The sequence below is a fragment of the Cupriavidus sp. HPC(L) genome, from assembly GCF_000307735.3.
Classification (GTDB): Bacteria; Pseudomonadota; Gammaproteobacteria; order Burkholderiales; family Burkholderiaceae; genus Cupriavidus.
On sequence record NZ_AMPR02000002.1, the window covers coordinates 30971 to 52875 of the forward strand.

Genomic DNA, 21905 nt, shown 5'->3' on the forward strand with positions numbered 1-21905 from the left:
TCACTTCGCAATGAAACTTTCATGAACGCACACGAGAATTGCATCTTCTGCAAGATCGTCGCCGGCCAGATACCGTCGCGCAAGGTGTACGAGGACGCCGACATGCTGGCGTTCCACGATATCCATCCGAAGGCGCCGGTGCACTTCCTGATCATTCCGAAGGTGCATGTGAACTCGCTCGCCGACTGTGGCCCGGGCGAAGGCGACGTGCTTGCTAAAATGCTGCTCAAGGCGCCGCAGCTGGCCCAGGAACTGGGTTGCGGCAATGGCTTTCGCACCGTGATCAACACCGGTCCGGATGGCGGCCAGGAGGTCTATCACCTGCATCTGCACGTGATGGGCGGGCCGCGGACCGAATGGAAGGTCGCGCTGCCGTAGCCGCGGCAAGCCTTCAGTAGAGAATCACGTCTGGCCGCTTGCGGCGGACGAAACAGCGCCGGCTACCGTCGCCCGGCGTGCGAGCTCGGACGGAACAACGGGTCCGCGTGGCAAGGTGCCCCGCGGGGCTTCATCAGGAGCAGGAAAATGGGTTCGTTTAGCATTTGGCATTGGCTGATCGTGCTGGTGATCGTCATGCTGGTCTTCGGTACGAAGAAGCTGCGCAACATCGGCCAGGATCTGGGCGGCGCGGTCAAGGGCTTCAAGGACGGCATGAAGGACCCCAACGCCCCGGCGGGCGAGGACACTGCCACCGGTACGCCGAAGGAACTGCGCGATTCGACCACGATCGACGTGGACGCCAAGGAAAAGTCGCGCCAGCAGCAGTAATCCGACCATGCAGTCAGTCGGCGTCCGGCCCGCACGGCCCCGCATCGGTCCGGCCGTGCCCCGGTACACTGATTTCCTCCTTCCTCCCGGCAGCGGCGTGCGGCATTGCGCCCGCCCGCTGTCGGCACTGGCATTGAATCCCGCATGATCGATCTGGGCATTTCCAAGCTGGCGCTGATCGGCGCGGTCGCGCTGATCGTGATCGGGCCCGAGCGGCTGCCCAAGGTCGCCCGCACCGTCGGCGCGCTGGTCGGCCGCGCGCAACGCTATATCAGCGACGTGAAGGCGGAGGTCAGCCGCGAAGTCGAACTCGATGAGTTGCGTCGGATGCGTACCGAGTTCGAGGACGCCGCGCGCGACGTCGAGCGGACCATCCATAAAGAGGTCAACGAGCAGACCCAGTCGCTGAACGAGGCATTGTCGGATGCGATCGCCGAGCCTGGCGCGCCCGGCGCCGGCTCGGGGGATGCGCCGGCGCCGTATGTGCCGAGCTGGGATACCGCGCACAAGATGCACAACGGCCGCAAGAGCTGGCGCGTCAAGCAGGCCGCCGTGCCGAAGTGGTACAAGCGCCAGAACAATGTCCGCGGCTGGGCGCAGTCCGGCGCTGCCCGCGTCAAGCGGCACCGCCCGGCAACGCGCCCCGCGCGTTCTTTCTTCGAGTGACCATGCGGCAGTCCGCCCCGATGCCGGCGGCCGACCGGTCCGCACGTTTGTCGCGCGCCTTGCCGCGTGCGATGTCGCTTTTCTCTTCCCTGTTGTCCGCCCACCGCTGCTGAGCGGCTGCCGCCATGAGCGAATCGCGTTCTCCCGAACCCCAAGACGAATCCCAGCAGGAAACCTTCATCTCGCATCTGGTGGAGCTGCGCGAGCGCATCGTCAAGGCCGTCGCCGGTGTGCTGGTGGTATTCGTCAGCCTGGTGTACTGGGCGCCGGATATCTTCAATCTGTTTGCGCGTCCGCTGATGGAGTCGCTGCCCAAGGGCGGCAAGATGATCGTCACCGACGTGACCGGCTCGTTCTTCGTGCCGATGAAGGTCACGTTGCTGGTCGCCTTCCTGATCGCGCTGCCATGGGTGCTGTACCAGGTCTGGCAATTCGTCGCGCCCGGTCTCTATCAGCATGAGAAGCGTTTGATCATGCCGCTGGTCACCAGCAGCTATCTGCTGTTCCTGTTCGGCGTGGCGTTCGCGTACTTCCTGGTGTTTCCCACGGTGTTCCATTTCATGGCGCACTACAACGCGCCGCTGGGCGCCGAGATGTCGACCGACATCGACAAGTATCTCGGCTTCGCGATGACAACGTTCCTCGCCTTCGGCATCACGTTCGAAGTGCCGGTGGTCGTCATCGTGCTGGTGCGCTTCGGCGTGGTGGAACTGGAGAAACTCAAGCAGATCCGCCCGTATGTGATCGTTGGCGCCTTCATCATCGCGGCCATTGTCACGCCGCCCGATGTGCTGTCGCAGCTGCTGCTGGCGATTCCGCTGATCCTGCTCTACGAGCTTGGCCTGCTGATGGCCAAGGTCATCGGCCGTCCGTTGCCCAATGACGGCGCCGCAAAGGAGTCGCAAGCCGACTGATTGGTGCTACGGGGCGCAAACATTGCGTCCTTTTTGCACCAAAATGGGGAAAATCACCGTTTCTCCTGTTGCTGTTCAGCAACAAAAGCCGCCCTCAGGAACGGTTTACGACGAAAAAGCCTTCTGAGCGCGCGGGAGCCTGACACATAATACGCAGCAGACGTGATGGTGAATGCGTCGCCCAAGCACTTGGGCAACCCAAGATTTCCCAATCAGTTGACAAGGAAAGTGTCGATATGAAGATGAAACTGTTTGCAGCTGCAGTCGCCGCCCTGGCCGCTGGTGGTGCCTACGCCCAGTCGAGCGTGACCCTGTACGGCGTGGTCGACGCTGGTATCGAGTACAACAACAACGCTGGTCAGACGGGCGAAAACCTGTTCAAGATGACGTCCGGCGGCCAGTCGGGCTCGCGTTGGGGCCTGCGTGGCGTGGAAGACCTGGGCGGTGGCCTGAAGGGTCTGTTCGTGCTGGAAAGCGGTTTCGATCTCGACACCGGCCGTTCGGGCCAAGGTGGCCGTCTGTTCGGTCGTAGCGCCTACGTCGGTCTGCAGAACCAGTTCGGCACCCTGACCCTGGGCCGTCAACAGACCCCGTTCTACGACTTCGGTCTGCAGTTCGACCCGATGGCGATCGCTCCGCGTTACTCGATCACCTCGCAAGCTGTCGAGTTCCAATCGCGTGCTGACAACGCCGTCAAGTACGTCGGCAAGTTCGGCGGCCTGACCGCGTCGGCAATGTACTCGTTCCGCGCTGACGGCCAAGAAGTTGCTGGCCGCAACGTGTTCGGCCGCGAAATGGGCGCCATGCTGTCGTACGCAGCTGGTCCGTTCGCGATCGGTGCTGCCTACGACGACCTGCACGTCGGTACCGAAGCTAACCAGGCTCCGGTGATCCGCCGCGCTACGGTTGCTGGTACCTACGCTTTCGGTCCGGCCAAGGCTTTCGTTGGCTACCGTTGGGCGAAGGCTTCGGACGGCGCTGTTCTGCCGGGCGCTGTTGGTGCTGACACCACGACGTCGAACCTGTACTGGGCTGGCCTGGCGTACCAAATGACCCCGGCCTTCTCGGTCACGGGTGCTGCGTACTACCAGGACTTCCGCCGCAGCGGTGCTGATCCGTGGCAATTCGTGCTGACCGGCGACTACGCTCTGTCGAAGCGCACCGACATCTACACCTCGCTGTCGTACACCCTGAACAAGGATGGTTCGGCTCTGGGCGTGTCGGGCTTCAACACCGCCGCTACCGCCACCGCGCCTGCCACGTTCAACGTGGAGCCGGGCAAGGACCAGTTCGGTGCCATCATCGGCGTGCGTCACAAGTTCTAATTTGACGCGAGCGATCGCATCAAGTTAGCTTGATCGAAACGCCGGCATCCTTCGGGATGCCGGCGTTTTGTTTTGTAGGGTCCGTTTTGTCAGGTCTGGATCTGCAGGATCGGGCGCTGCGAAGCGCGCTATGCAAGCGGCGCGCTGCCCCGCCGAAGTGCTCTAGCTGTGGATTGGAGTCGACGAGCAGACCAACAGGTGGCGGCATGCTGTCGGGCTCCAACCGTCTCTTGGTATCTCCACGCTGGCGTCGACGTTTAGCCGAACGCCTGTCGGTGCGGCCGCATCGCCTTCATCGGTCCCCCAAAGCATGGCTGGGTTCGGTGTGGGTGGGCAGGGCAGCGGGAAGACCGGCTCTGCGCCATCAGCACGCGCATCTCGAAAGATCGCGCGGCGTACGCCTTACCGATCGGCAATCCGAATGGCAATCCAAACCGCTCGGCTCATCCACGATCGGTAGACGCCAATAAAAAAGCCCCTTGGCAAACACCAAGGGGCTTTTGTTCGACCGCCGACGGGGAAGGGAGGATCCTCCTCAATCTTCCTCGTCGTACGGCAACACACGCCGCGGCGGCGGAGGACGCTTGCCGATCATCACCGTGACTTCGGTCGGCTTGCCGCGGCGTACGACTTTCATCTTGACTTCCGTACCCGGCTTGAGCTGCGCGATCGCATTGAGCAGTGCCGTGGTATCGGTGATCGGTTGATCCTGCACGGCGACCAGCACGTCTCCCGGACGCACGCCGGCCTTGTCTGCCGGGCCGCCCTGGACAATCGCGGCGATCAGCGCGCCTTCCTTCGCTTCGAGCCCGAACGACTCGGCGATCTCCGGCGTCATGTCCTGCGGCTCGACCCCGATCCAGCCGCGCGTCACCGAACCGGTCGAAATGATCGACTCCATTACCTGCTTGGCGGTCGACACCGGAATCGCGAAGCCGATCCCCAGCGAACCACCCGAGCGCGAGTAGATTGCCGTATTGATGCCCAGCAGATTGCCCTGCGCGTCGACCAGCGCGCCGCCGGAGTTGCCCGGGTTGATCGCGGCGTCGGTCTGGATGAAGTTTTCGAAGGTATTGATGCCGAGGTGGCTGCGGCCCAGCGCCGACACGATGCCCATCGTCACCGTCTGGCCCACGCCGAACGGGTTGCCGATCGCCAGCACCACATCGCCGACCTTGACGTTCTCGAGGCGCCCCAGCGTGATCGCCGGCAGATCCGTCAGCGTGATCTTGAGCACCGCCAAGTCCGTTTCCGGGTCTGAGCCCACGACCTTGGCGTTGGCCTTGCGGCCGTCGGTCAGCGCGACCTCGATCTCGTCGGCGCCGTCCACCACATGATGGTTGGTTAGAATGTAGCCCTCGGCGCTGACGATCACCCCCGAGCCCAGGCTCGATACCGGCTCCTGCCGCTCGGGCAGCCGGTCACCGAAGAAGAAGCGGAACCACGGATCGTCGGCCTGCGGATTGCCCCGGCGTGCGCCGTTCTTGCTGGTGAAGATGTTGACGACCGCCGGCATCGCCAGCTGCGCCGCCTCGCTATACGAGCGTTCCGCCGATGGTCCGGTGACATTCGGCACCACTTCCTTGAGCGCGACGATCGGCGAACCGGATTGGACCGCGACGCGCCCGCGTTGCAGCCAATCCGGTTTCAACGTCGCCACGACAAACCAGATGGCCAGCACAACCGTGACGGCCTGGGCAAAGAACAGCCAGAAGCGGCGCAACATATTGGAGTTTGGGCTGAAAATGAAAACAAAAGAGCTTGAATTGTACTTGAACGACCTGTTGGAGGTCCCCCGCTACAAGGACTATTGTCCGAATGGTCTGCAAGTACAAGGTCGGCCGGAAGTCACTCATATCGTGACCGGAGTGACCGCAAGTGTTGCTCTGCTCGATGCCGCGATCGAAGCCGGTGCCGATGCCATCCTGGTCCATCACGGCTATTTCTGGCGCGGCGAGGATGCCCGCGTGATCGGCCAAAAGCATGGCCGGCTGCGCCGCCTGCTGGTGTCGGACACCAATCTGCTGGCGTATCACCTGCCGCTGGACGGCCATCCCGAACTAGGCAACAACGCCCAACTGGGACGCGAGCTCGGCTTGAATCCGACCGGACGTTTCGGCGACGATCAGCTCGGCTGGACCGGCACGTTGCCGCAGTCGATGACGCTGCGCATGCTGGCCGACCACATCGCCGGCGTGCTTGGCCGCGAGCCGCTGGCGATCGGCGATCCCGATCAGCCGGTACGCACGGTGGGCTGGTGTACCGGCGGCGCGCAAGGCTATTTCGACGGAGCGATTGCAGCGGGAGTCGATGTCTATCTGAGCGGCGAGGTGTCCGAGCAGACCACGCATCTGGCGCGCGAGAGCGGCGTCGGCTATATCGCCGCCGGCCATCACGCCACCGAGCGCTACGGCGTCCGCGCGCTCGGCACCCATCTGGCGCAGCAGTTCGGCTTGCGCCATACCTTCATCGACATTCCGAACCCGGTATAAAGCGGGCTTTCTCAGCCGGCTTTCTCACCGGGCGCCGGCCGTGAGGCCGGTACCGACTGCACTCAGGCGCGGCTGCTCTTCAGGCTGTCGCGGATTTCGCGCAGCAGCTTGATGTCTTCCGGATCCTCGGGCGCCGGTGCCGGCGGTTCGGCGGCGCGCAGGCGATTGATCGCACGCACCATCATGAAAATGATGAAGGCCAGGATCAGGAAGTTGACCAGGATGGTCAGGAAATTGCCGTAGGCGAATACCGGCACGCCGGCCTTTTTCAAGGCATCGAGCGTCAATGGCGTTCCGGCTGGGGGATCGGACAACACCAGAAACAGATTGGAAAAGTCCAGTTTGCCGATGATGCGGCCCACCAGGGGCATGATCAGGTCATTGACCACGGAATCCACGATTTTTCCGAAAGCTGCGCCGATAATCACGCCGACCGCGAGGTCGACCACGTTGCCGCGCATCGCGAAGGTCTTGAATTCCGACATCATGCTCATGGCTTAACTCCTTGCTGTTGTTCATTTTTCACCACGGACCGCAGCGCAAGACTGCCGCAACGATGCCGCAAACGCAAGCCTGAAGCGGCTTTGCGGCAGACTGATGTCGCTCCCCTACACCCAGGCGCGATGACCGAACACCCCCGGGTAACCGCGCTTTCACTGGCCAATGTGCCTAAGGTACAATTTACGGTTGACGCAAAATCTAAATTGACTTCCCCTGGGGTTTGGAATGAGTGACCAGCAAAGCGTGAAGAGCGTGGATAAGGGGCGTCGCAATTGGTTGATCGCGACGTCTGTGGCTGGCGGCATCGGAGGAGTGGCAGTTGCGGTGCCGTTTGTCAGTACGTTTGCACCGTCGGAAAAGGCCAAGGCGGCAGGCGCGCCGGTCGAGGCCGACATCAGCGGGCTCAAGCCCGGCGAAATGATGACGGTCGAATGGCGCGGCAAGCCCGTCTGGATTCTGCGTCGCACCGACGAAATGCTGGCGTCGCTGAAAAAGACCGACGCCGAAGTGGCCGACCCGGACTCGGAAATCCCGTTCACGATGGAGACTCCCGAGTACTGCAGGAACGAAACCCGTTCCCGGCCCGAGCACAAGGACATTCTCGTCGTCGTCGGTATCTGCTCCCATCTCGGTTGCTCCCCGTCCGGCCCGTTCGCGGCTGGTGCCAATCCCACCCTCGGTTCCGACCCCGGTTTCCTCTGCCCGTGCCACGGCTCGACCTTCGACCTGGCAGGCCGCGTCTTCAAGAACAAGCCGGCACCCCAGAACCTTGACGTTCCCCCATACCAGTTCCTCACCGACACCACGATCGTGATCGGCAAAGACGAAAAAGGAGAGGCTTGATCATGGCGGCGGAAAAGCAAGTCAAGACGACCGGCCTGCTGGGCTGGATCGACGCGCGCTTCCCGGCGACGCAGCTGTGGGAAGACCATCTGTCGAAGTACTACGCACCGAAGAACTTCAACTTCTGGTACTTCTTCGGCTCGCTGGCGCTGCTGGTCCTGGTGATCCAGATCGTCACCGGCATTTTCCTGGTGATGAACTACAAGCCCGACGGCACGCTGAACGCCGCCGGCATCCCGGTGGCCTACGCCAGCGTCGAGTTCATCATGCGCGAGGTGCCCTGGGGCTGGTTGATCCGCTACATGCACTCGACCGGCGCCTCGGCATTCTTCGTGGTCGTCTATCTGCACATGTTCCGCGGGCTGCTGTACGGTTCGTACCGCAAGCCGCGCGAACTGGTCTGGATCTTCGGCTGCCTGATCTTCCTGACGCTGATGGCCGAGGCCTTCATGGGCTATCTGCTGCCGTGGGGCCAGATGTCGTACTGGGGCGCCCAGGTGATCGTCAACCTGTTCTCGGCAATCCCGGTGATCGGCCAGGACCTGTCGCTGTTCATCCGCGGTGACTACGTGGTCAGCGACGCAACGCTGAACCGCTTCTTCTCGTTCCACGTGATCGCCGTGCCGCTGGTGCTGCTGGGTCTGGTGGTCGCGCACATCATCGCCCTGCACGAAGTGGGCTCGAACAACCCGGATGGCGTCGAGATCAAGGCCAACAAGGACGAAAACGGCGTGCCGATCGACGGCATCCCGTTCCACCCGTACTACTCGGTCCATGACCTGATGGGTGTGGGCGTGTTCCTGATCCTCTTCTCGGCCGTGATCTTCTTCTTCCCCGAGATGGGCGGCTACTTCCTGGAACACAACAACTTCTTCCCGGCCGACCCGCTGAAGACGCCGCCGCACATCGCGCCGGTCTGGTACTTCACGCCGTTCTATTCGATGCTGCGTGCCACCACGGCCAACTTCCTGCCGATCCTGTGGATCTTCTTCGCGGTGCTGCTGGGCATCCTGTTCCTTCGCAGCAAGAGCCTGAAGGTCAAGGGCATCGCGGTCGCGATCGCGGTGCTGCTGGCGCTGGGCTTCTACTTCATCGACGCCAAGTTCTGGGGCGTGGTGATCATGGGCGGTTCGGTGATCATCCTGTTCTTCCTGCCCTGGCTCGACCATTCGCCGGTCAAGTCGATCCGCTACCGTCCGGCTTTCCACAAGACGATCCTGATGGTCTTCGTCGTGTTCTTCCTGATCCTGGGCTACCTCGGCGTGCAGCCGCCGTCGCCGATCGGTGAGAAGGTGTCGCAGCTTGGTACGCTGCTGTACTTCGCCTTCTTCCTCGCGATGCCGCTGTGGAGCCGCGTCGGCACCTTCCAGCCGGTGCCCGACCGCGTGACGTTCAAGCACCACTAAGCCAGGCCCAAGGACAAGGAACAACGATGAAAAAGCTGCTTTCCATTCTCGCGCTGGCCGGTGCGTGCTTTGCCGGTGCGCCCGCCATCGCCGCCGAAGGGGGTTATCCGCTCGAGCCGGCGCCGGTCAACACCAGCGACCTGTTCTCGCTGCAGCGTGGCGCCAAGCTGTTCGTCAACTACTGCCTGAACTGCCACGGCGCGTCGATGATGCGCTACAACCGGTTGCGCGATATCGGCCTGACCGAAGAGCAGATTCGCGAGAACCTGATGTTCACCGCGGACAAGGTCGGCGAAACGATGACCATCGCGATGCAGCCGAAGGACGCCAAGGCCTGGTTCGGCGCCGCGCCGCCTGATCTGTCGGTGATCGCCCGCGCCCGCGGCGACGCGTGGCTGTATACGTATCTGCGTACCTTCTACCGCGACGACACCCGTGCGACCGGCTGGAACAACCTGGTCTTCCCGAGCGTCGGCATGCCGCACGTGCTGTGGGAACTGCAGGGCCAGCGCGCCGCCAAGTTCGCCGAGGCGGAAGAGCATGGTCAGAAAGTGCACAAGTTCGTCGGTTTCGAACAGCTGACGCCCGGCAGCATGACGCCGCTGCAGTACGATACCGCCGTCGCCGACCTGGTCGCCTATCTGGACTGGATGGCCGAGCCGGCGCAGAACCATCGCCGCCGTCTGGGCGTGTGGGTGCTGCTGTTCCTGGGCATCTTCACCGTGTTCGCCTGGCGCCTGAACGCCGCCTACTGGAAAGACGTCAAGTAATCCCGGTAGACCGCCCGAGGGCTAGTGCGGAGTTGCGTATGCGGCACCGCCTGGCCCTTTTTCCTTTGTGACGGAATGAATTGGATCGAGCCACTGGGCGCCCCATGCGGCGCCCGCCGAGCCACCAATCCAGCATTCCGTTACGCTATTTGTAACGAATTTGCTTTCCGATGGTGGGTTCTGACAGAATGTTTGACCCAACTTCGGCCCTAGCGCCGCCTCCAAGGAATCCCAACCATGATGGTGTTGTATTCGGGCACCACCTGCCCGTTCTCTCAGCGTTGCCGCCTGGTCCTGTTCGAAAAGGGCATGGACTTCGAAATCCGCGACGTCGACCTGTTCAACAAGCCGGAAGACATCTCGGTGATGAATCCCTACGGCCAGGTCCCCATCCTGGTCGAGCGCGACCTGATCCTGTACGAATCCAACATCATTAACGAGTACATCGACGAGCGCTTCCCGCACCCGCAGCTGATGCCGGCCGATCCGGTACAGCGCGCCCGCGCCCGCCTGTTCCTGTTCAACTTCGAGAAGGAACTGTTCACCCACGTCTACGTGCTGGAGAACGAAAAGGGCAAGACCGCCGAGAAGAGCCACGAGCGTGCCCGCGGCGCGATCCGCGACCGCCTGACGCAACTGGCGCCGATCTTCGTCAAGAACAAGTACATGCTCGGCGAAGAGTTCTCGATGCTGGACGTCGCCATCGCTCCGCTGCTGTGGCGCCTGGACCACTACGGCATCGAGCTGTCGAAGAACGCCGCGCCGCTGCTGAAGTACGCGGAACGGATCTTCAGCCGCCCCGCCTATATCGAAGCGCTGACCCCGTCGGAAAAGGTGATGCGCCGCTAAGCCGGCCCTGGCCCGAGTCCGCTCGGGCCACCGGCGCGACGCCTCTGGAAGTCTTATGCCTGAAACCTCGACCAAGCCCTACTTGATCCGCGCCATCTACGAATGGTGCACGGACAACGGCTTCACTCCGTATATCGCCGTGTTCGTCGACGCGAACACCAACGTGCCGCGCGAATTCGTCAAGAACAACGAGATCGTGCTGAACGTCAGCTTCGACGCGACCAGCGGTCTGGAAATGGGCAACGAGTGGATCAGCTTCAGCGCCCGCTTCGGCGGCGTCTCGCGCAAGCTCGACGTGCCGGTCGATAACGTGCTGGCAATCTACGCGCGCGAGAACGGGCAGGGCATGGCCTTCCCGGTCGAACGCAGCGTGCCAGAGACCCAGGCTGCAACCGAACGAGAACTGAATCCGCCGCCGAAACTGGCTCCGGTCGAAAGCGATGGCGCCGCGCAAGCCGACGGCGCCGATGCTTCGGACGACGACGATCCGAATCCGCCCCCGGTGCCCCGGATTGGTACGCGCAAGCCTTCGTTGAAGGTCGTCAAGTAAGCCCCTTCGGCCGGTCAGTTCTTGACTGGCCAACCATCGCCAAGGCAGCCCGCATGCAGTAGAATCGCGGTCTGCATTCATGCCGGCTTAGCTCATCAGGTAGAGCAGTTGATTTGTAATCATCAGGTGGCGGGTTCGAGTCCTGCAGCCGGCACCAATAAAATCGAGGGGTTGCGCCAATACAGCGCAACCCCTTTTTCTTTGCGGTCGATGAAAGCTGCATGTTGGCATACTGCGCGCTGCTGAATTTATCGCCACCATATGGGCGCTCGCTTTTTGTTCCTCTGTTACTGAGTCATTGGGGGGGCGAACTGCCCATGTGCGATAAAATCGCTAGCAAACTACTATCGCGTCAAACGGTAGGAGCCATGTCAGAAAAAAGCAAACCAAGGAACTCATAGCCGCCGCGCAGCAGCGTTATGTCATTTTCATTTCGCGCGGCACCGATATCCTGTCTCCGATCACCCCAGCTCGGGGAAGCCACACGGCTATCCAACACGCTCATCGCCCTTATGATGCAGGCGTCTCCCGGCGCTTTCGTGGAACTGGTCCGGCAGTTCGCACCCGACATAGGATCCTTCTTCGCACCGAAGCATGGGCCACATGCTTCCCTGTAATGTTACTTTACCGGCCTATCGTCGCTTCTTGTGAGAGCGGTACGTCGCTACTCACGGATTGCGACAGCTGTACGCGTTAAGAGCGTATAGCGCCGCAGGGCATTTAGCTTGCCCCCGCAGCAGCATCGCTTAAATAGGGATAGAAAAGAATGGCACAGAACAATTCAAACAAGAACGGTAACGGAGGAAACCTCGGCTTCGAGGCTGACCTCTTCAAAGCCGCTGACAAACTGCGCGGAAACATGGAGCCCTCCGACTACAAGCACGTCGCGCTCGGGCTCATCTTCCTGAAATACATCTCAGATGCCTTCGAGGCCAAGCACAAGGCGCTGCTGGCAGAAGACGCGCAGGCCGCCGAGGACAAGGACGAATACCTCGCTGACAACGTATTCTGGGTGCCGAAGGAGGCGCGCTGGTCGCACCTGCAGGGCAACGCCAAGCTGCCCATCATCGGCACCTTGATCGATGACGCGATGCGCGCCATCGAGAAAGACAACGAGTCGCTCAAGGGCGTACTGCCCAAAGACTACTCCCGCCCCGCGTTGAACAAGGTGATGCTGGGCGAGCTGATCGACCTGATCTCCGGCATTGCGCTCGACGAGGAAGGTGACCGCTCCAAGGACATTCTCGGGCGCGTGTACGAGTACTTCCTCGGCCAGTTCGCCGGCGCCGAAGGCAAGCGCGGCGGCGAGTTCTACACCCCGCGTTCCGTGGTGCGCGTGCTGGTCGAAATGCTCGAACCGTACTCGGGCCGCGTCTACGACCCTTGCTGCGGCTCGGGCGGGATGTTCGTGCAGTCGGAGAAATTCGTGCAGGAGCACGGCGGCCGCATCGGCGACATTGCGATCTACGGGCAGGAGTCGAACTACACCACGTGGCGGCTGGCCAAGATGAATCTTGCCGTGCGGGGCATCGACTCCGACATCCGCTGGAACAACGAAGGCAGTTTCCACAAGGACGAGTTGCGCGACCTCAAGGCCGATTACGTTCTCGCAAATCCGCCGTTCAACATCTCCGACTGGGGCGGCGACCGCCTGCGTGAAGACGTGCGCTGGAAGTTCGGCGTGCCGCCAGTGGGCAACGCCAACTACGCCTGGCTGCAGCACATCTACCACCACCTCGCGCCCAATGGCACGGCGGGCGTGGTGCTGGCCAACGGCTCGATGAGCTCGAACCAGTCTGGCGAGGGCGAAATCCGCAAAGCCATGATTGAAGCCGACGCGGTGGATTGCATGGTGGCGCTGCCCGGGCAGCTCTTTTACTCCACGCAGATCCCCGCTTGCCTGTGGTTCCTGGCCCGCAACAAGAGCGCCGGCAAGGGCCTGCGCGACAGGCGCGGGCAAGTGCTGTTCATCGACGCCCGCAAGCTGGGCGTGCTGGTAGATCGTACCCGGCGCGAACTCACAGACGAAGAAGTCCAGAAGATCGCCGACACATACCACGCTTGGCGCGGTGAGAAAGACGCTGGGGAGTACGCCGACGTGGCTGGCTTCTGCAAGTCGGTGTCAATGAACGATATCCGCAAAAACGGCCATGTACTGACGCCGGGACGCTACGTGGGCGCGGCTGAGCAGGCAGACGACGGCGAGCCCTTCGAGGAAAAGATGGCGCGGCTGTCTGCCCAGTGGCGTGAGCAGCGGACGGCAGCGACCAAGCTGGATGCGGCAATTGAGGCCAACCTGAAGGAGCTTGGGTATGGCGAATGAGTGGATAGAAACGCCTTACGGACAATTCTCTGCGGATTATTGCGTCGCACGCCTCTCAAATCTTTGCGATCCGAATGCAGGTATCCAGACAGGGCCATTTGGCAGTCAGCTTCATCAAGAAGACTACGTTCAGATTGGCACGCCGATTATCACAGTTGAGCATTTGGGTGAAAATAGAATCCTTCACGCAAATACACCCAAAGTCTCTGGCACTGATCGCGACCGACTGTCACGTTACCAGCTAAATCAAGGCGATATCGTTTTTAGTCGTGTAGGGTCTGTTGATCGTCGCGCATTAGTCCGTGAGAAAGAGGAAGGCTGGCTTTTTTCCGGTCGATGCCTCCGTGTACGGCCAGATCCCAGCAAGATCGATTCCCAATACCTCTCGTATTTCTTTGGGCTTTCTGCCTTTAAGGAGCACATCAGGTCAATTGCGGTTGGGGCAACTATGCCCTCACTGAATACCTCGCTCTTGAGCGAGATCGTTGTTCCGTACCCACCGAGTATCGAAGAACAACGCGCCATCGCCCACATCCTCGGCACGCTAGACGACAAGATTGAACTTAACCGACGCGCAAACGAAACGTTGGAGGCGATGGCCCGCGCCTTGTTCAAAGCGTGGTTCGTGGACTTCGAACCTGTGCGCGCCAAGCTGGAAGGCCGCTGGCAGCGCGGTCAATCCCGGCCCGGCCTGCCTGCACACCTCTACAACCTCTTCCCCGACCGGCTCGTCGAATCGGAGTTGGGGGAGCTTCCGGAGGGGTGGCGTCATTCGACGATTGGCGCAGAAGTGTCCGTCTGCGGCGGGTCTACACCAAGCACCAAGGAAGCCAACTTCTGGGAAGGCGGGCACCACTGCTGGGCCACGCCCAAAGACCTGTCCGCCCTGAAGTTTCCCGTTTTGCTGAATACAGATAGAAAGATCACGGATGCCGGTCTTGCGAAGATCAGTTCAGGCCTCCTGCCTGTCGGCACAGTGTTGCTCTCATCTCGCGCACCAATCGGCTATTTGGCTATCGCCGAGGTTCCAACGGCGATCAACCAAGGCTTCATCGCGATGAAATGTGATGGTGTTCTGCCAAATGTGTTTGTGCTGCTTTGGTGCAGGGAAAGCATGGATGCGATCGTCGGTAACGCCAACGGCTCGACATTCCAGGAGATCAGCAAAACCAATTTCCGGCCAATTCCCGTCGTAGTTCCTTCAGAGCCCGTACTGACGAGGTTTAGAAAGTCGGCAGACTCGCTTTATCGACAGATGGTGGAAAACGAACGGGAATCTCGCTCCCTCGCCCAACTCCGCGACACCCTCCTGCCCAAACTTATCTCCGGGGAACTGCGGGTCGGTGACGTCGATAAATTCTTGGGGGGCGTCATCTGATGAGTTCATCCACGCTGACCAGTTTGGCCATGCTAAAGATGCAAGTCGATCAGGGGCATGACTACCTCGATTATCTTCGGCCGTTCAACGCGGAACGTGATGAAAAGCTGCGCATCCAGCAGCGCTTGTATTGGCGCTGCAATCGCAAGGCGGGGTATTGCGCATGGGCCATGTCCATCGGATTCGTCGCGACGCTTGTGGTCGGCCTTGCCGCCAGTTTAGGGGTTAAGTCTGAAAATGCTATATGGAACATGACTCTTCCGTCGACTTTAGCGATCTCGTTCCCGCTCACGCTCGGAAACCTTGTTTGGGGGTCAACCTTTCGAGGCTTTCATCAGTTGATTCATGACCGCTGTCGCGTGTGGTTCTTAAAGCGAGAATCGGCTGCCCTCGGTATAGATATATCGGGCATCGAAAAATGACGATCGATTGGTGCCCCGGCATCCGCGAGGCCTGCGCGCATTGGCTCAACGCGCCCATGTTGCAGCAAACCTTTGAGGCACTGGAGCGTGCTCTGGAGCAGGACAACGACGCGTGCATCGACTGCGCCAAGACCGTGGTTGAAGTGGTATGTCGCACGGTGGTGGAGAGTTTCCACACCCAGCAAGCACCGCTCAGGCCCACACAGGAAACGCCCACGCTGTCGGATTGGCTGAGTGCAGCCATTCGCGCTCTCAAGCTGGGTGATGTTCGTGATGATCGGTTCAGGAAGCTGGTGTCCAGCCACCACAAGTTGGCCGATGCACTCAACGATCTTCGCAACAAGGCGGGTCCGGCAAGCCACGGCAAAGACCCGTATCTGGAGCGCCTGGCAGTGCACCACCGGCGTACTGCCGTGCTCGCAGCCGATGCCATTGTGGCCTTTCTGCACAAGGCCTATCTGGATGCGCAGCTCGACCCGATTAGCTCGCGCGAGCCTTGGGAGCGCTTTGCGGCTGACAACGCTTTGATCGATGCGCACGTGGGCTTGGCGGTGGACGCCGAGGACGGAGACTCGCCGACCTTACGCTTCCTGCTGCCGGGAGGGGACGAGCTAACCCTCAACATCGAAGTCAGCCGTTTGCTTTACCAACTGGATCGGGACGCCTATGTCGAGGCGTTGAATGCTGCGCGCGGGGCGCTGGCTCTGGCCGTGGAACGCACCGAAGAACAAGGAGAACAGTAATGGCGTTTCTGTCGGAGGCCGCCGTGGAGCAAGCGCTGCTGGATCAGCTGCGCGCTCTCGATTACAGCATCGAACGCGAGGAGGACATCGGCCCCGATGGACACCGACCGGAGCGCGAAAGTCACGATGAGGTTGTGCTCAAGAAGCGGTTCGAGGACGCCGTTGCTCGCCTAAACCCTGGACTGCCATTGGAGGCTCGGCATGACGCCGTGCGGCGGGTGATGCAATCCGAGCTGCCATCACTGCTTGAAGAGAACCGCCGCATCCACAAGTTGATGACTGAAGGCGTGGACGTCGAGTATTACGCCGACGACGGCACGCTGACGGCAGGCAAGGTCGCGCTCATCGACTTCGAGCACCCGAAGCAGAATGATTGGCTAGCGGTGAGCCAGTTTGTGGTGATCAACGGCCAGAACAACCGGCGGCCCGACGTGGTGGTTTTCGTGAACGGCTTGCCACTGGGCGTGATCGAACTGAAAGCACCGGGCAGCGCCGGAGCGCATCTATTGGGTGCGTTTAATCAACTGCAAACCTACAAGCAGCAGATTCCGGCGCTGTTCCACACCAACGCACTACTGGTGACGTCGGACGGCATTGCTTCACGGGTGGGGTCGCTGTCGGCAGACCTTGAGCGGTTTATGCCTTGGCGCACCACCGACGGCACTGACGTTGCGCCGAAGGGCGCGCCGGAACTTTCTACCCTGATCGAAGGCGTGTTCGAGCAGCGCCGCCTGCTCGACCTGCTCTGCCATTTCACGGTCTTCGGCGAAACCGGTTCTGGACTGGCCAAAATTATCGCGGGCTACCACCAGTTTCATGCTGTCAACAAGGCGGTGGAATCGACGGTTCGCGCCTCGACGCAATGGCAGGGCGTGCAAGAAGATCCGGTGGAATATGGCTTACCAAGCATCAGAACGCAGACTAAGGGCGACAAGCGCGCTGGCGTTATTTGGCACACTCAGGGCTCCGGTAAGAGCCTGTTGATGGCGTTCTACGCAGGGCAGCTGGTCAAACATCCGGCAATGGCCAATCCTACGTTAGTGGTGCTCACCGATCGGAACGATCTTGATGATCAGTTGTTCTCAACGTTCTCGATGTGCCGTGACCTGATCCGGCAAACGCCGGTACAGGCCGAGAGCCGCGAAGATCTACAGAAGGTTTTGAGTCGCGCTTCGGGCGGGGTGATCTTCACCACCTTACAGAAATTTGGGGAGATAGACGGGCCGCTGACCACGCGGCGCAACGTGGTGGTCATCGCAGATGAAGCGCACCGCAGTCAGTATGGCTTCAAGGCCAAAGTGGATGCGAAGACCGGCGACATTTCCTATGGCTTCGCCAAGTACATGCGCGACGCCCTGCCGAACGCATCGTTCATCGGCTTTACGGGCACGCCGATTGAGGCCGATGACGTGAACACTCCGGCCGTGTTCGGCAACTATATCGATGTCTATGACATCAGCCGTGCGGTTGAAGATGGCGCGACCGTGCCGATTTACTACGAGTCGCGGCTGGCACGCATCGAACTCGATGAAGACGAGAAGCCAAAGATCGACGCCGAAGTCGACGAGCTTACCGAGGAGGACTCCGAGGCCGACCAGGAGCGTTTCAAGAAGAAATGGTCAACGGTCGAAGCCCTGGTCGGCAGCGACAAGCGCCTGGCGCTGGTGGCCACGGACATGGTCGCCCACTTCGAGGATCGTGTGGCTGCCCTCGATGGCAAGGCGATGGTGGTGTGCATGAGCCGCCGCATTTGCGTGAAACTCTACGACGAGATCGTCAAGCTGCGGCCGGACTGGCACAGCGCCGATGACAACGCGGGTGCGGTCAAGATCGTGATGACGGGCGCGGCCAGCGACCCGGAAGAATGGCAACAACACATCGGCAACAAGGCCCGGCGCGATCTGCTGGCCAAACGCGCGCGAGATCCGAAAGACACGCTCAAGCTGGTGATCGTCCGCGATATGTGGCTCACCGGCTTTGATGCACCTTGCATGCACACGATGTATGTGGACAAACCGATGCAGGGGCACGGCTTGATGCAGGCGATTGCGAGGGTGAACCGGGTATTCCGCGACAAGCCAGCCGGACTGATCGTGGACTACATCGGCATCGCGCAAAACCTGAAGTCGGCCCTGCAGCAATATTCGAAGAATGACCAGGAAAACACCGGTGTAGACGAAGCGCAAGCTATCGCGGTGATGATGGAGAAGTACGAGGTCGTCCGGGACATGTACCACGGCTTCGACTACGCCTCGGCGATGACCGGGACGCCGCAAGAGCGTCTGGCGATGATGGCAGGAGCCATCGAGTGGATTCTCGACCTCCAGCAGAAGTTGGCGGCGAAAGAGAAAACCGAAGATGGCAAGAAGAGCGCCCATCGTCGCTATCAGGACGCAGTGCTCGCGCTATCCAAGGCGTTCGCTTTAGCATCCGCCTCCGACGAGGCCCGCGAAATTCGCGAGGAAGTCGGCTTCTTCCAAGCGATTCGCGCCGCCCTGGTCAAGAGCAGTACCGGCTCCGGAGTGACCCAGCAAGAGCGCGAGTGGGCGATCCAGCAGATCGTCAGCCGCGCGGTGGTCTCGACCGAGATCGTGGACATCCTTGCCGCTGCGGGTATCAAGAGCCCGGACATCTCCATTCTCTCCGACGAGTTTCTCGCCGAAGTTCAGCAGATGGAGAAGAAGAATCTTGCGTTGGAAGCGTTGCGCAAGCTGATCAACGACGGCATTCGCTCGCGTAGCAAAGCCAACGTGGTGCAGACAAAGGCGTTCTCGGAGCGCCTAGAAGACGCTGTGGCCCGCTACCACGCCAATGCCATTACCACTGCTGAAGTGCTGCAAGAGCTGATTGCGCTGGCAAAGGAAATCCGTGCAGCCCGCCAGCGTGGCGAGGAAGCCGGTTTGTCCGACGAGGAGATCGCCTTCTATGATGCACTCGCTGAGAACGAAAGTGCGGCGCAGATGATGGGTGACGAGAAACTTAGAGTGATCGCGCACGAATTGCTGATGAGCCTGCGTGAGAACGTGTCGTTGGATTGGGCACACCGTGAATCCGCCCGAGCCCGGATGCGGGTGATCGTAAAACGCATCCTGCGCAAGTACGGCTACCCGCCCGACCTCCAAGACACTGCTGTGCAAACGGTGCTGCGGCAGGCCGAGGCGTTGTCATCCAGTTGGTCGGTATCGCATCGCGGAATCACGTGATAACCGTTCGCGCCGCTGCTCAGGAACGAGCAATATACGAGGTTCGCAGTCGACCGGTTCGAGCCGTAAGACGCTCTATGTGAGCATGGCGGACCACTGTGTGTCCCGCTTTCTCTTCGGGCCGTCGAAGTCTACCCGCTATGTTGGCGTGCCGAAGTCTTACTCGCCCGCCGAAATCGCCATCATCGTCCCCGCTACAACGGCGCCGCAGTCATCGCCCCTCAAGTCCGTGCAACGCAAACCTACCCCGACCGGCGCTGCATCGTGGTCGACGATGGCACACCGGCGGCACCGCTCAACACGTTGAACCCTCGAAAAGGACCGTCGCATCGCCTACATCCGCAAGCCGAACGGCCGCGTGGCGTCGGCGCGCAATCTCGGTATCCGGCCGATCGGCGGCGAATACATCAAGCCGTCCCTGCCGGGTGCGGCGCGGTTCAGCGCCACAATCGACAGCGCACATGTATGCCCGCCCTCAACCAGCATCAACACTCGTCGGAAAATGCACCCCCGCCCGCTGCGCCGCCTGCACGATATGGTCCGCCATGGCCCGCTGCGCCAGTGAAGGATCGCCCGCAGCCAGCGCGTCAATAATCGCCGTGTGCTCATTGAAGGTAGCCCGCCGAGCGCCGCGCTTGTAGAACGGCAGGCGCTGGCTTTCCTGAATGATCTCCGCGCTGTTGCGCAGGATCTCCGCAATCGCCCGATTGCCGGAGATCGCGATGATCTGCATGTGGAAATCGAAATCGAGCTGCGCCGCTTGCGTGAAGTCCGACGCTTCGATGCAGGCCTGCATGGCTTCCGCATTGGCTCGCAGCGCATCGATATCGGCTGGCTCCACCACCAATGCAGCGAGCCGCGCGGTGAAATTCTCCAGCGCGAAGCGCAGCTGGTAGATGTCGGTCAGCGAATGCGAATCGGCGAAGCGCCAGGGCTGGACGGAGGGCGAGGGGTTTTCGGCGACGTAGACCCCCTTGCCTGGGCGCGGCACGATCAGACCCAATCCCTGCAAGGTCGAGAACGCTTCCCGCAGCGAGGTCCGGCTGATGCCGAGGCGCTCGGAGAGCTCGCGCTGGGAGGGCAGCAGCGAGCCGGCGGGGTAGGTGCCGTCGTTGATCCACTGCTGGATCAGCCGGGCGGCATTGGCGGCGACTGCGGTGGAGTTGAACATGCCTGATGTCTGAACGAGGAAGAGCGCCGAGGCAGCTGCGGACGAACTGGCCGCGCAACGAAGCGGAGGGGCGCCGCTCAGGCAGACGATTGTAACCGAGCGCAGCTCGCGCCGCCCTTGCGCCCCCGCGCCGCGGCGGCGCCTACTTGTTGACCAGCTTGGCGGGTACCGTGTACGTCAGCAGGGCGCCCATCAGCAGCACGCCGGCCAGCACGAACATCGCCAGGTTGGTGCTCTGCGTCGCGTCCTTGATCAGCCCGATCATGTAGGGGCTGAGGAAGCCGGCGAGGTTCGCGAAGGAATTGATCATCGCAATGCCCGCTGCCGCGCCGGCGCCCGAGAGGATCGCGGTCGGCAGGCTCCAGAACAGCGGTGAAGTCGCGAGGCTGCCCCCGGCCGCCAGTGCGAGGGCGGCGAGGGACCACGCCACGTTGTCGCTGAACACGGCACTCAGCATCAGTCCCGTGGCGCCGCAGCAGAACGGCACGATCAGATGCCAGCGGCGCTCGCGCATGCGGTCGGAGCTGCGGCTGACCAGAATCATCGAGCAGACCGCGACCGAGAACGGCACCGCGGTCAGCAGGCCGATATGCAGCGCGCCGGATACGCCCGACTGCTTGATCAGCGTCGGCAGCCAGAAGGTCAGGCCGTACTGGCCCATCACCGTGCAGAAGCAGATGAAGGCCATCTTGACGATGCGCGTATCGGCGAACAGCGCGCGCAGCGTCGGATGGGCGTCCTTGGCTTGGCGTTCGTTCGCGATATTGCGTTCGAGCACGGCCTTCTCGGATTCGGTCAGCCACTTCGCGGAACGGATGTTGTTGTCGAGGTAGAACATCACCGCGACGCCGACGAGCAGCGAGGGGATCGCTTCGATCAGGAACATCCACTGCCAGCCGCGCAGCCCCGATACGCCCTGCATCGATTCCATGATCCAGCCCGACAGCGGCCCGCCGAAGATGCCCGACACGGGGATGGCACACATGAACAGCGCCACCATCTTGGCGCGCCGATGCGATGGGAACCAGTAGGTCAGGTACAGGATCATGCCGGGATAGAAGCCGGCCTCCGCGGCGCCGAGCAGAAGGCGCAGCACGTAGAACTGCGTCGGCGTGGTGACGAACATCATCGCGGCCGAAATCAGCGCCCAGGTAATCATGATGCGCGAGATGGTCGCCTTGGCGCCGATCCGATGCATCAGCATGTTGCTGGGTACTTCGAAGAAGAAGTAGCCGATGAAGAAGAGGCCCGCCCCCAGGCCGTACATGGCTTCGCTGAACTGCAGGTCGGCGAGCATGTGGAGCTTGGCGAAGCCGACGTTCACACGGTCAAGATACGCAACGACGTAACACAGCATCAGGAACGGCAGCAGTCGCCATGCCACCTTGCGGTAGAGCGCGTTTTCTTGCGCGACGGCCGGGATGTCGGCCTCGGCTGCCGGCGTTATTGCCTGGCCGGCTTGGTAGGGTGTCATGGCGGGTCTCCTCGTGTTTGTTGTGGCGCCGGGTCGAATCTCAACTGGTATTACCAGTATGATCCACGCGTCAGGGCGCAACGATAACTTCTTGCCGATCCGCGTAT

General features: G+C 61.4%; 20 protein-coding genes and 1 tRNA gene. 17 read left to right on the forward strand and 4 right to left on the reverse strand.

Annotated features, from left to right (window positions below):
• Positions 1–21 precede the first annotated feature (21 nt).
• The 5 genes from B551_RS00765 (at position 22) to B551_RS00785 (ending at position 3673) form a co-directional block, all read left to right on the forward strand.
• On the forward strand, positions 22–378 hold the full coding sequence (locus B551_RS00765; protein WP_006575779.1) for a histidine triad nucleotide-binding protein: 357 nt from the start codon (positions 22–24) through the stop codon (positions 376–378).
• A gap of 147 nt (positions 379–525) precedes the next feature.
• The gene (gene tatA / locus B551_RS00770; protein ID WP_006575780.1) at positions 526–768 is read left to right on the forward strand and encodes a Sec-independent protein translocase subunit TatA; all 243 of its coding nucleotides are present in this window, start codon (positions 526–528) and stop codon (positions 766–768) included.
• A 144-nt stretch (positions 769–912) separates the two neighbouring features.
• Positions 913–1434 carry a Sec-independent protein translocase protein TatB gene (gene tatB, locus B551_RS00775; RefSeq protein ID WP_006575781.1) on the forward strand — a complete coding sequence of 174 codons (522 nt, stop codon included), beginning with the start codon at positions 913–915 and terminating at the stop codon, positions 1432–1434.
• A gap of 125 nt (positions 1435–1559) precedes the next feature.
• Complete coding sequence (tatC, locus tag B551_RS00780; protein WP_006575782.1) at positions 1560–2348, forward strand: twin-arginine translocase subunit TatC; 789 nt, start codon at positions 1560–1562, stop codon at positions 2346–2348.
• Between the two features lie 236 nt (positions 2349–2584).
• Positions 2585–3673, forward strand: a complete 1089-nt coding sequence (locus tag B551_RS00785) for a porin (RefSeq protein ID WP_006575783.1) — start codon at positions 2585–2587, stop codon at positions 3671–3673.
• 535 nt (positions 3674–4208) lie between these two features.
• On the opposite strand, the gene B551_RS00790 is transcribed toward B551_RS00785, so the two are convergent.
• A complete protein-coding gene (locus B551_RS00790; protein WP_006575784.1) occupies positions 4209–5399 on the reverse strand; it encodes a Do family serine endopeptidase in 1191 nt (396 codons plus the stop codon).
• Positions 5400–5418: 19 nt separating this feature from the next.
• Here B551_RS00790 and B551_RS00795 point away from each other — a divergent pair, with 19 nt between their 5' ends.
• Positions 5419–6165, forward strand: coding sequence for a Nif3-like dinuclear metal center hexameric protein (locus B551_RS00795; RefSeq protein ID WP_006575785.1), 747 nt, complete (start codon positions 5419–5421; stop codon positions 6163–6165).
• Between the two features lie 62 nt (positions 6166–6227).
• On the opposite strand, the gene mscL is transcribed toward B551_RS00795, so the two are convergent.
• A complete protein-coding gene (gene mscL / locus B551_RS00800; RefSeq protein ID WP_006575786.1) occupies positions 6228–6659 on the reverse strand; it encodes a large conductance mechanosensitive channel protein MscL in 432 nt (143 codons plus the stop codon).
• 232 nt (positions 6660–6891) lie between these two features.
• Between mscL and petA the strand changes: the two genes are divergently transcribed.
• From petA to B551_RS00850, 11 genes are all read left to right on the forward strand, one after another.
• Entirely contained in the window at positions 6892–7509 is a 618-nt protein-coding gene (gene petA / locus B551_RS00805) for a ubiquinol-cytochrome c reductase iron-sulfur subunit (protein WP_023263298.1), read from the forward strand.
• 2 nt (positions 7510–7511) lie between these two features.
• On the forward strand, positions 7512–8915 hold the full coding sequence (locus B551_RS00810; RefSeq protein WP_006575788.1) for a cytochrome b: 1404 nt from the start codon (positions 7512–7514) through the stop codon (positions 8913–8915).
• Between the two features lie 26 nt (positions 8916–8941).
• Positions 8942–9685, forward strand: a complete 744-nt coding sequence (locus B551_RS00815; protein WP_006575789.1) for a cytochrome c1 — start codon at positions 8942–8944, stop codon at positions 9683–9685.
• A gap of 237 nt (positions 9686–9922) precedes the next feature.
• Entirely contained in the window at positions 9923–10534 is a 612-nt protein-coding gene (locus B551_RS00820) for a glutathione S-transferase N-terminal domain-containing protein (protein ID WP_006575790.1), read from the forward strand.
• A gap of 55 nt (positions 10535–10589) precedes the next feature.
• Positions 10590–11084, forward strand: coding sequence for a ClpXP protease specificity-enhancing factor (locus B551_RS00825; protein WP_006575791.1), 495 nt, complete (start codon positions 10590–10592; stop codon positions 11082–11084).
• An 81-nt stretch (positions 11085–11165) separates the two neighbouring features.
• A tRNA-Thr gene (locus tag B551_RS00830) sits at positions 11166–11241 on the forward strand.
• A 609-nt stretch (positions 11242–11850) separates the two neighbouring features.
• On the forward strand, positions 11851–13407 hold the full coding sequence (locus B551_RS00835) for a class I SAM-dependent DNA methyltransferase (RefSeq protein WP_023263300.1): 1557 nt from the start codon (positions 11851–11853) through the stop codon (positions 13405–13407).
• Positions 13397–14785, forward strand: a complete 1389-nt coding sequence (locus B551_RS25430) for a restriction endonuclease subunit S (RefSeq protein WP_023263301.1) — start codon at positions 13397–13399, stop codon at positions 14783–14785. Before B551_RS00835 ends, B551_RS25430 begins: the two co-directional genes overlap by 11 nt.
• The gene (locus B551_RS25935; RefSeq protein ID WP_157071886.1) at positions 14785–15207 is read left to right on the forward strand and encodes a hypothetical protein; all 423 of its coding nucleotides are present in this window, start codon (positions 14785–14787) and stop codon (positions 15205–15207) included. Before B551_RS25430 ends, B551_RS25935 begins: the two co-directional genes overlap by 1 nt.
• Positions 15204–15950, forward strand: a complete 747-nt coding sequence (locus B551_RS00845; protein ID WP_006575794.1) for an abortive infection family protein — start codon at positions 15204–15206, stop codon at positions 15948–15950. Before B551_RS25935 ends, B551_RS00845 begins: the two co-directional genes overlap by 4 nt.
• Positions 15950–19153: a type I restriction endonuclease subunit R gene (locus tag B551_RS00850; RefSeq protein WP_023263302.1), complete on the forward strand. Its 3204-nt coding sequence runs from the start codon at positions 15950–15952 to the stop codon at positions 19151–19153. Before B551_RS00845 ends, B551_RS00850 begins: the two co-directional genes overlap by 1 nt.
• Before the next feature lie 475 nt (positions 19154–19628).
• Here the strand turns inward: B551_RS00850 and B551_RS00855 are convergent, their stop codons facing one another.
• Positions 19629–20324: a FadR/GntR family transcriptional regulator gene (locus tag B551_RS00855; RefSeq protein WP_006575795.1), complete on the reverse strand. Its 696-nt coding sequence runs from the start codon at positions 20322–20324 to the stop codon at positions 19629–19631.
• A gap of 142 nt (positions 20325–20466) precedes the next feature.
• Positions 20467–21798, reverse strand: a complete 1332-nt coding sequence (locus tag B551_RS00860) for an MFS transporter (protein WP_006575796.1) — start codon at positions 21796–21798, stop codon at positions 20467–20469.
• Positions 21799–21905 lie beyond the last annotated feature (107 nt).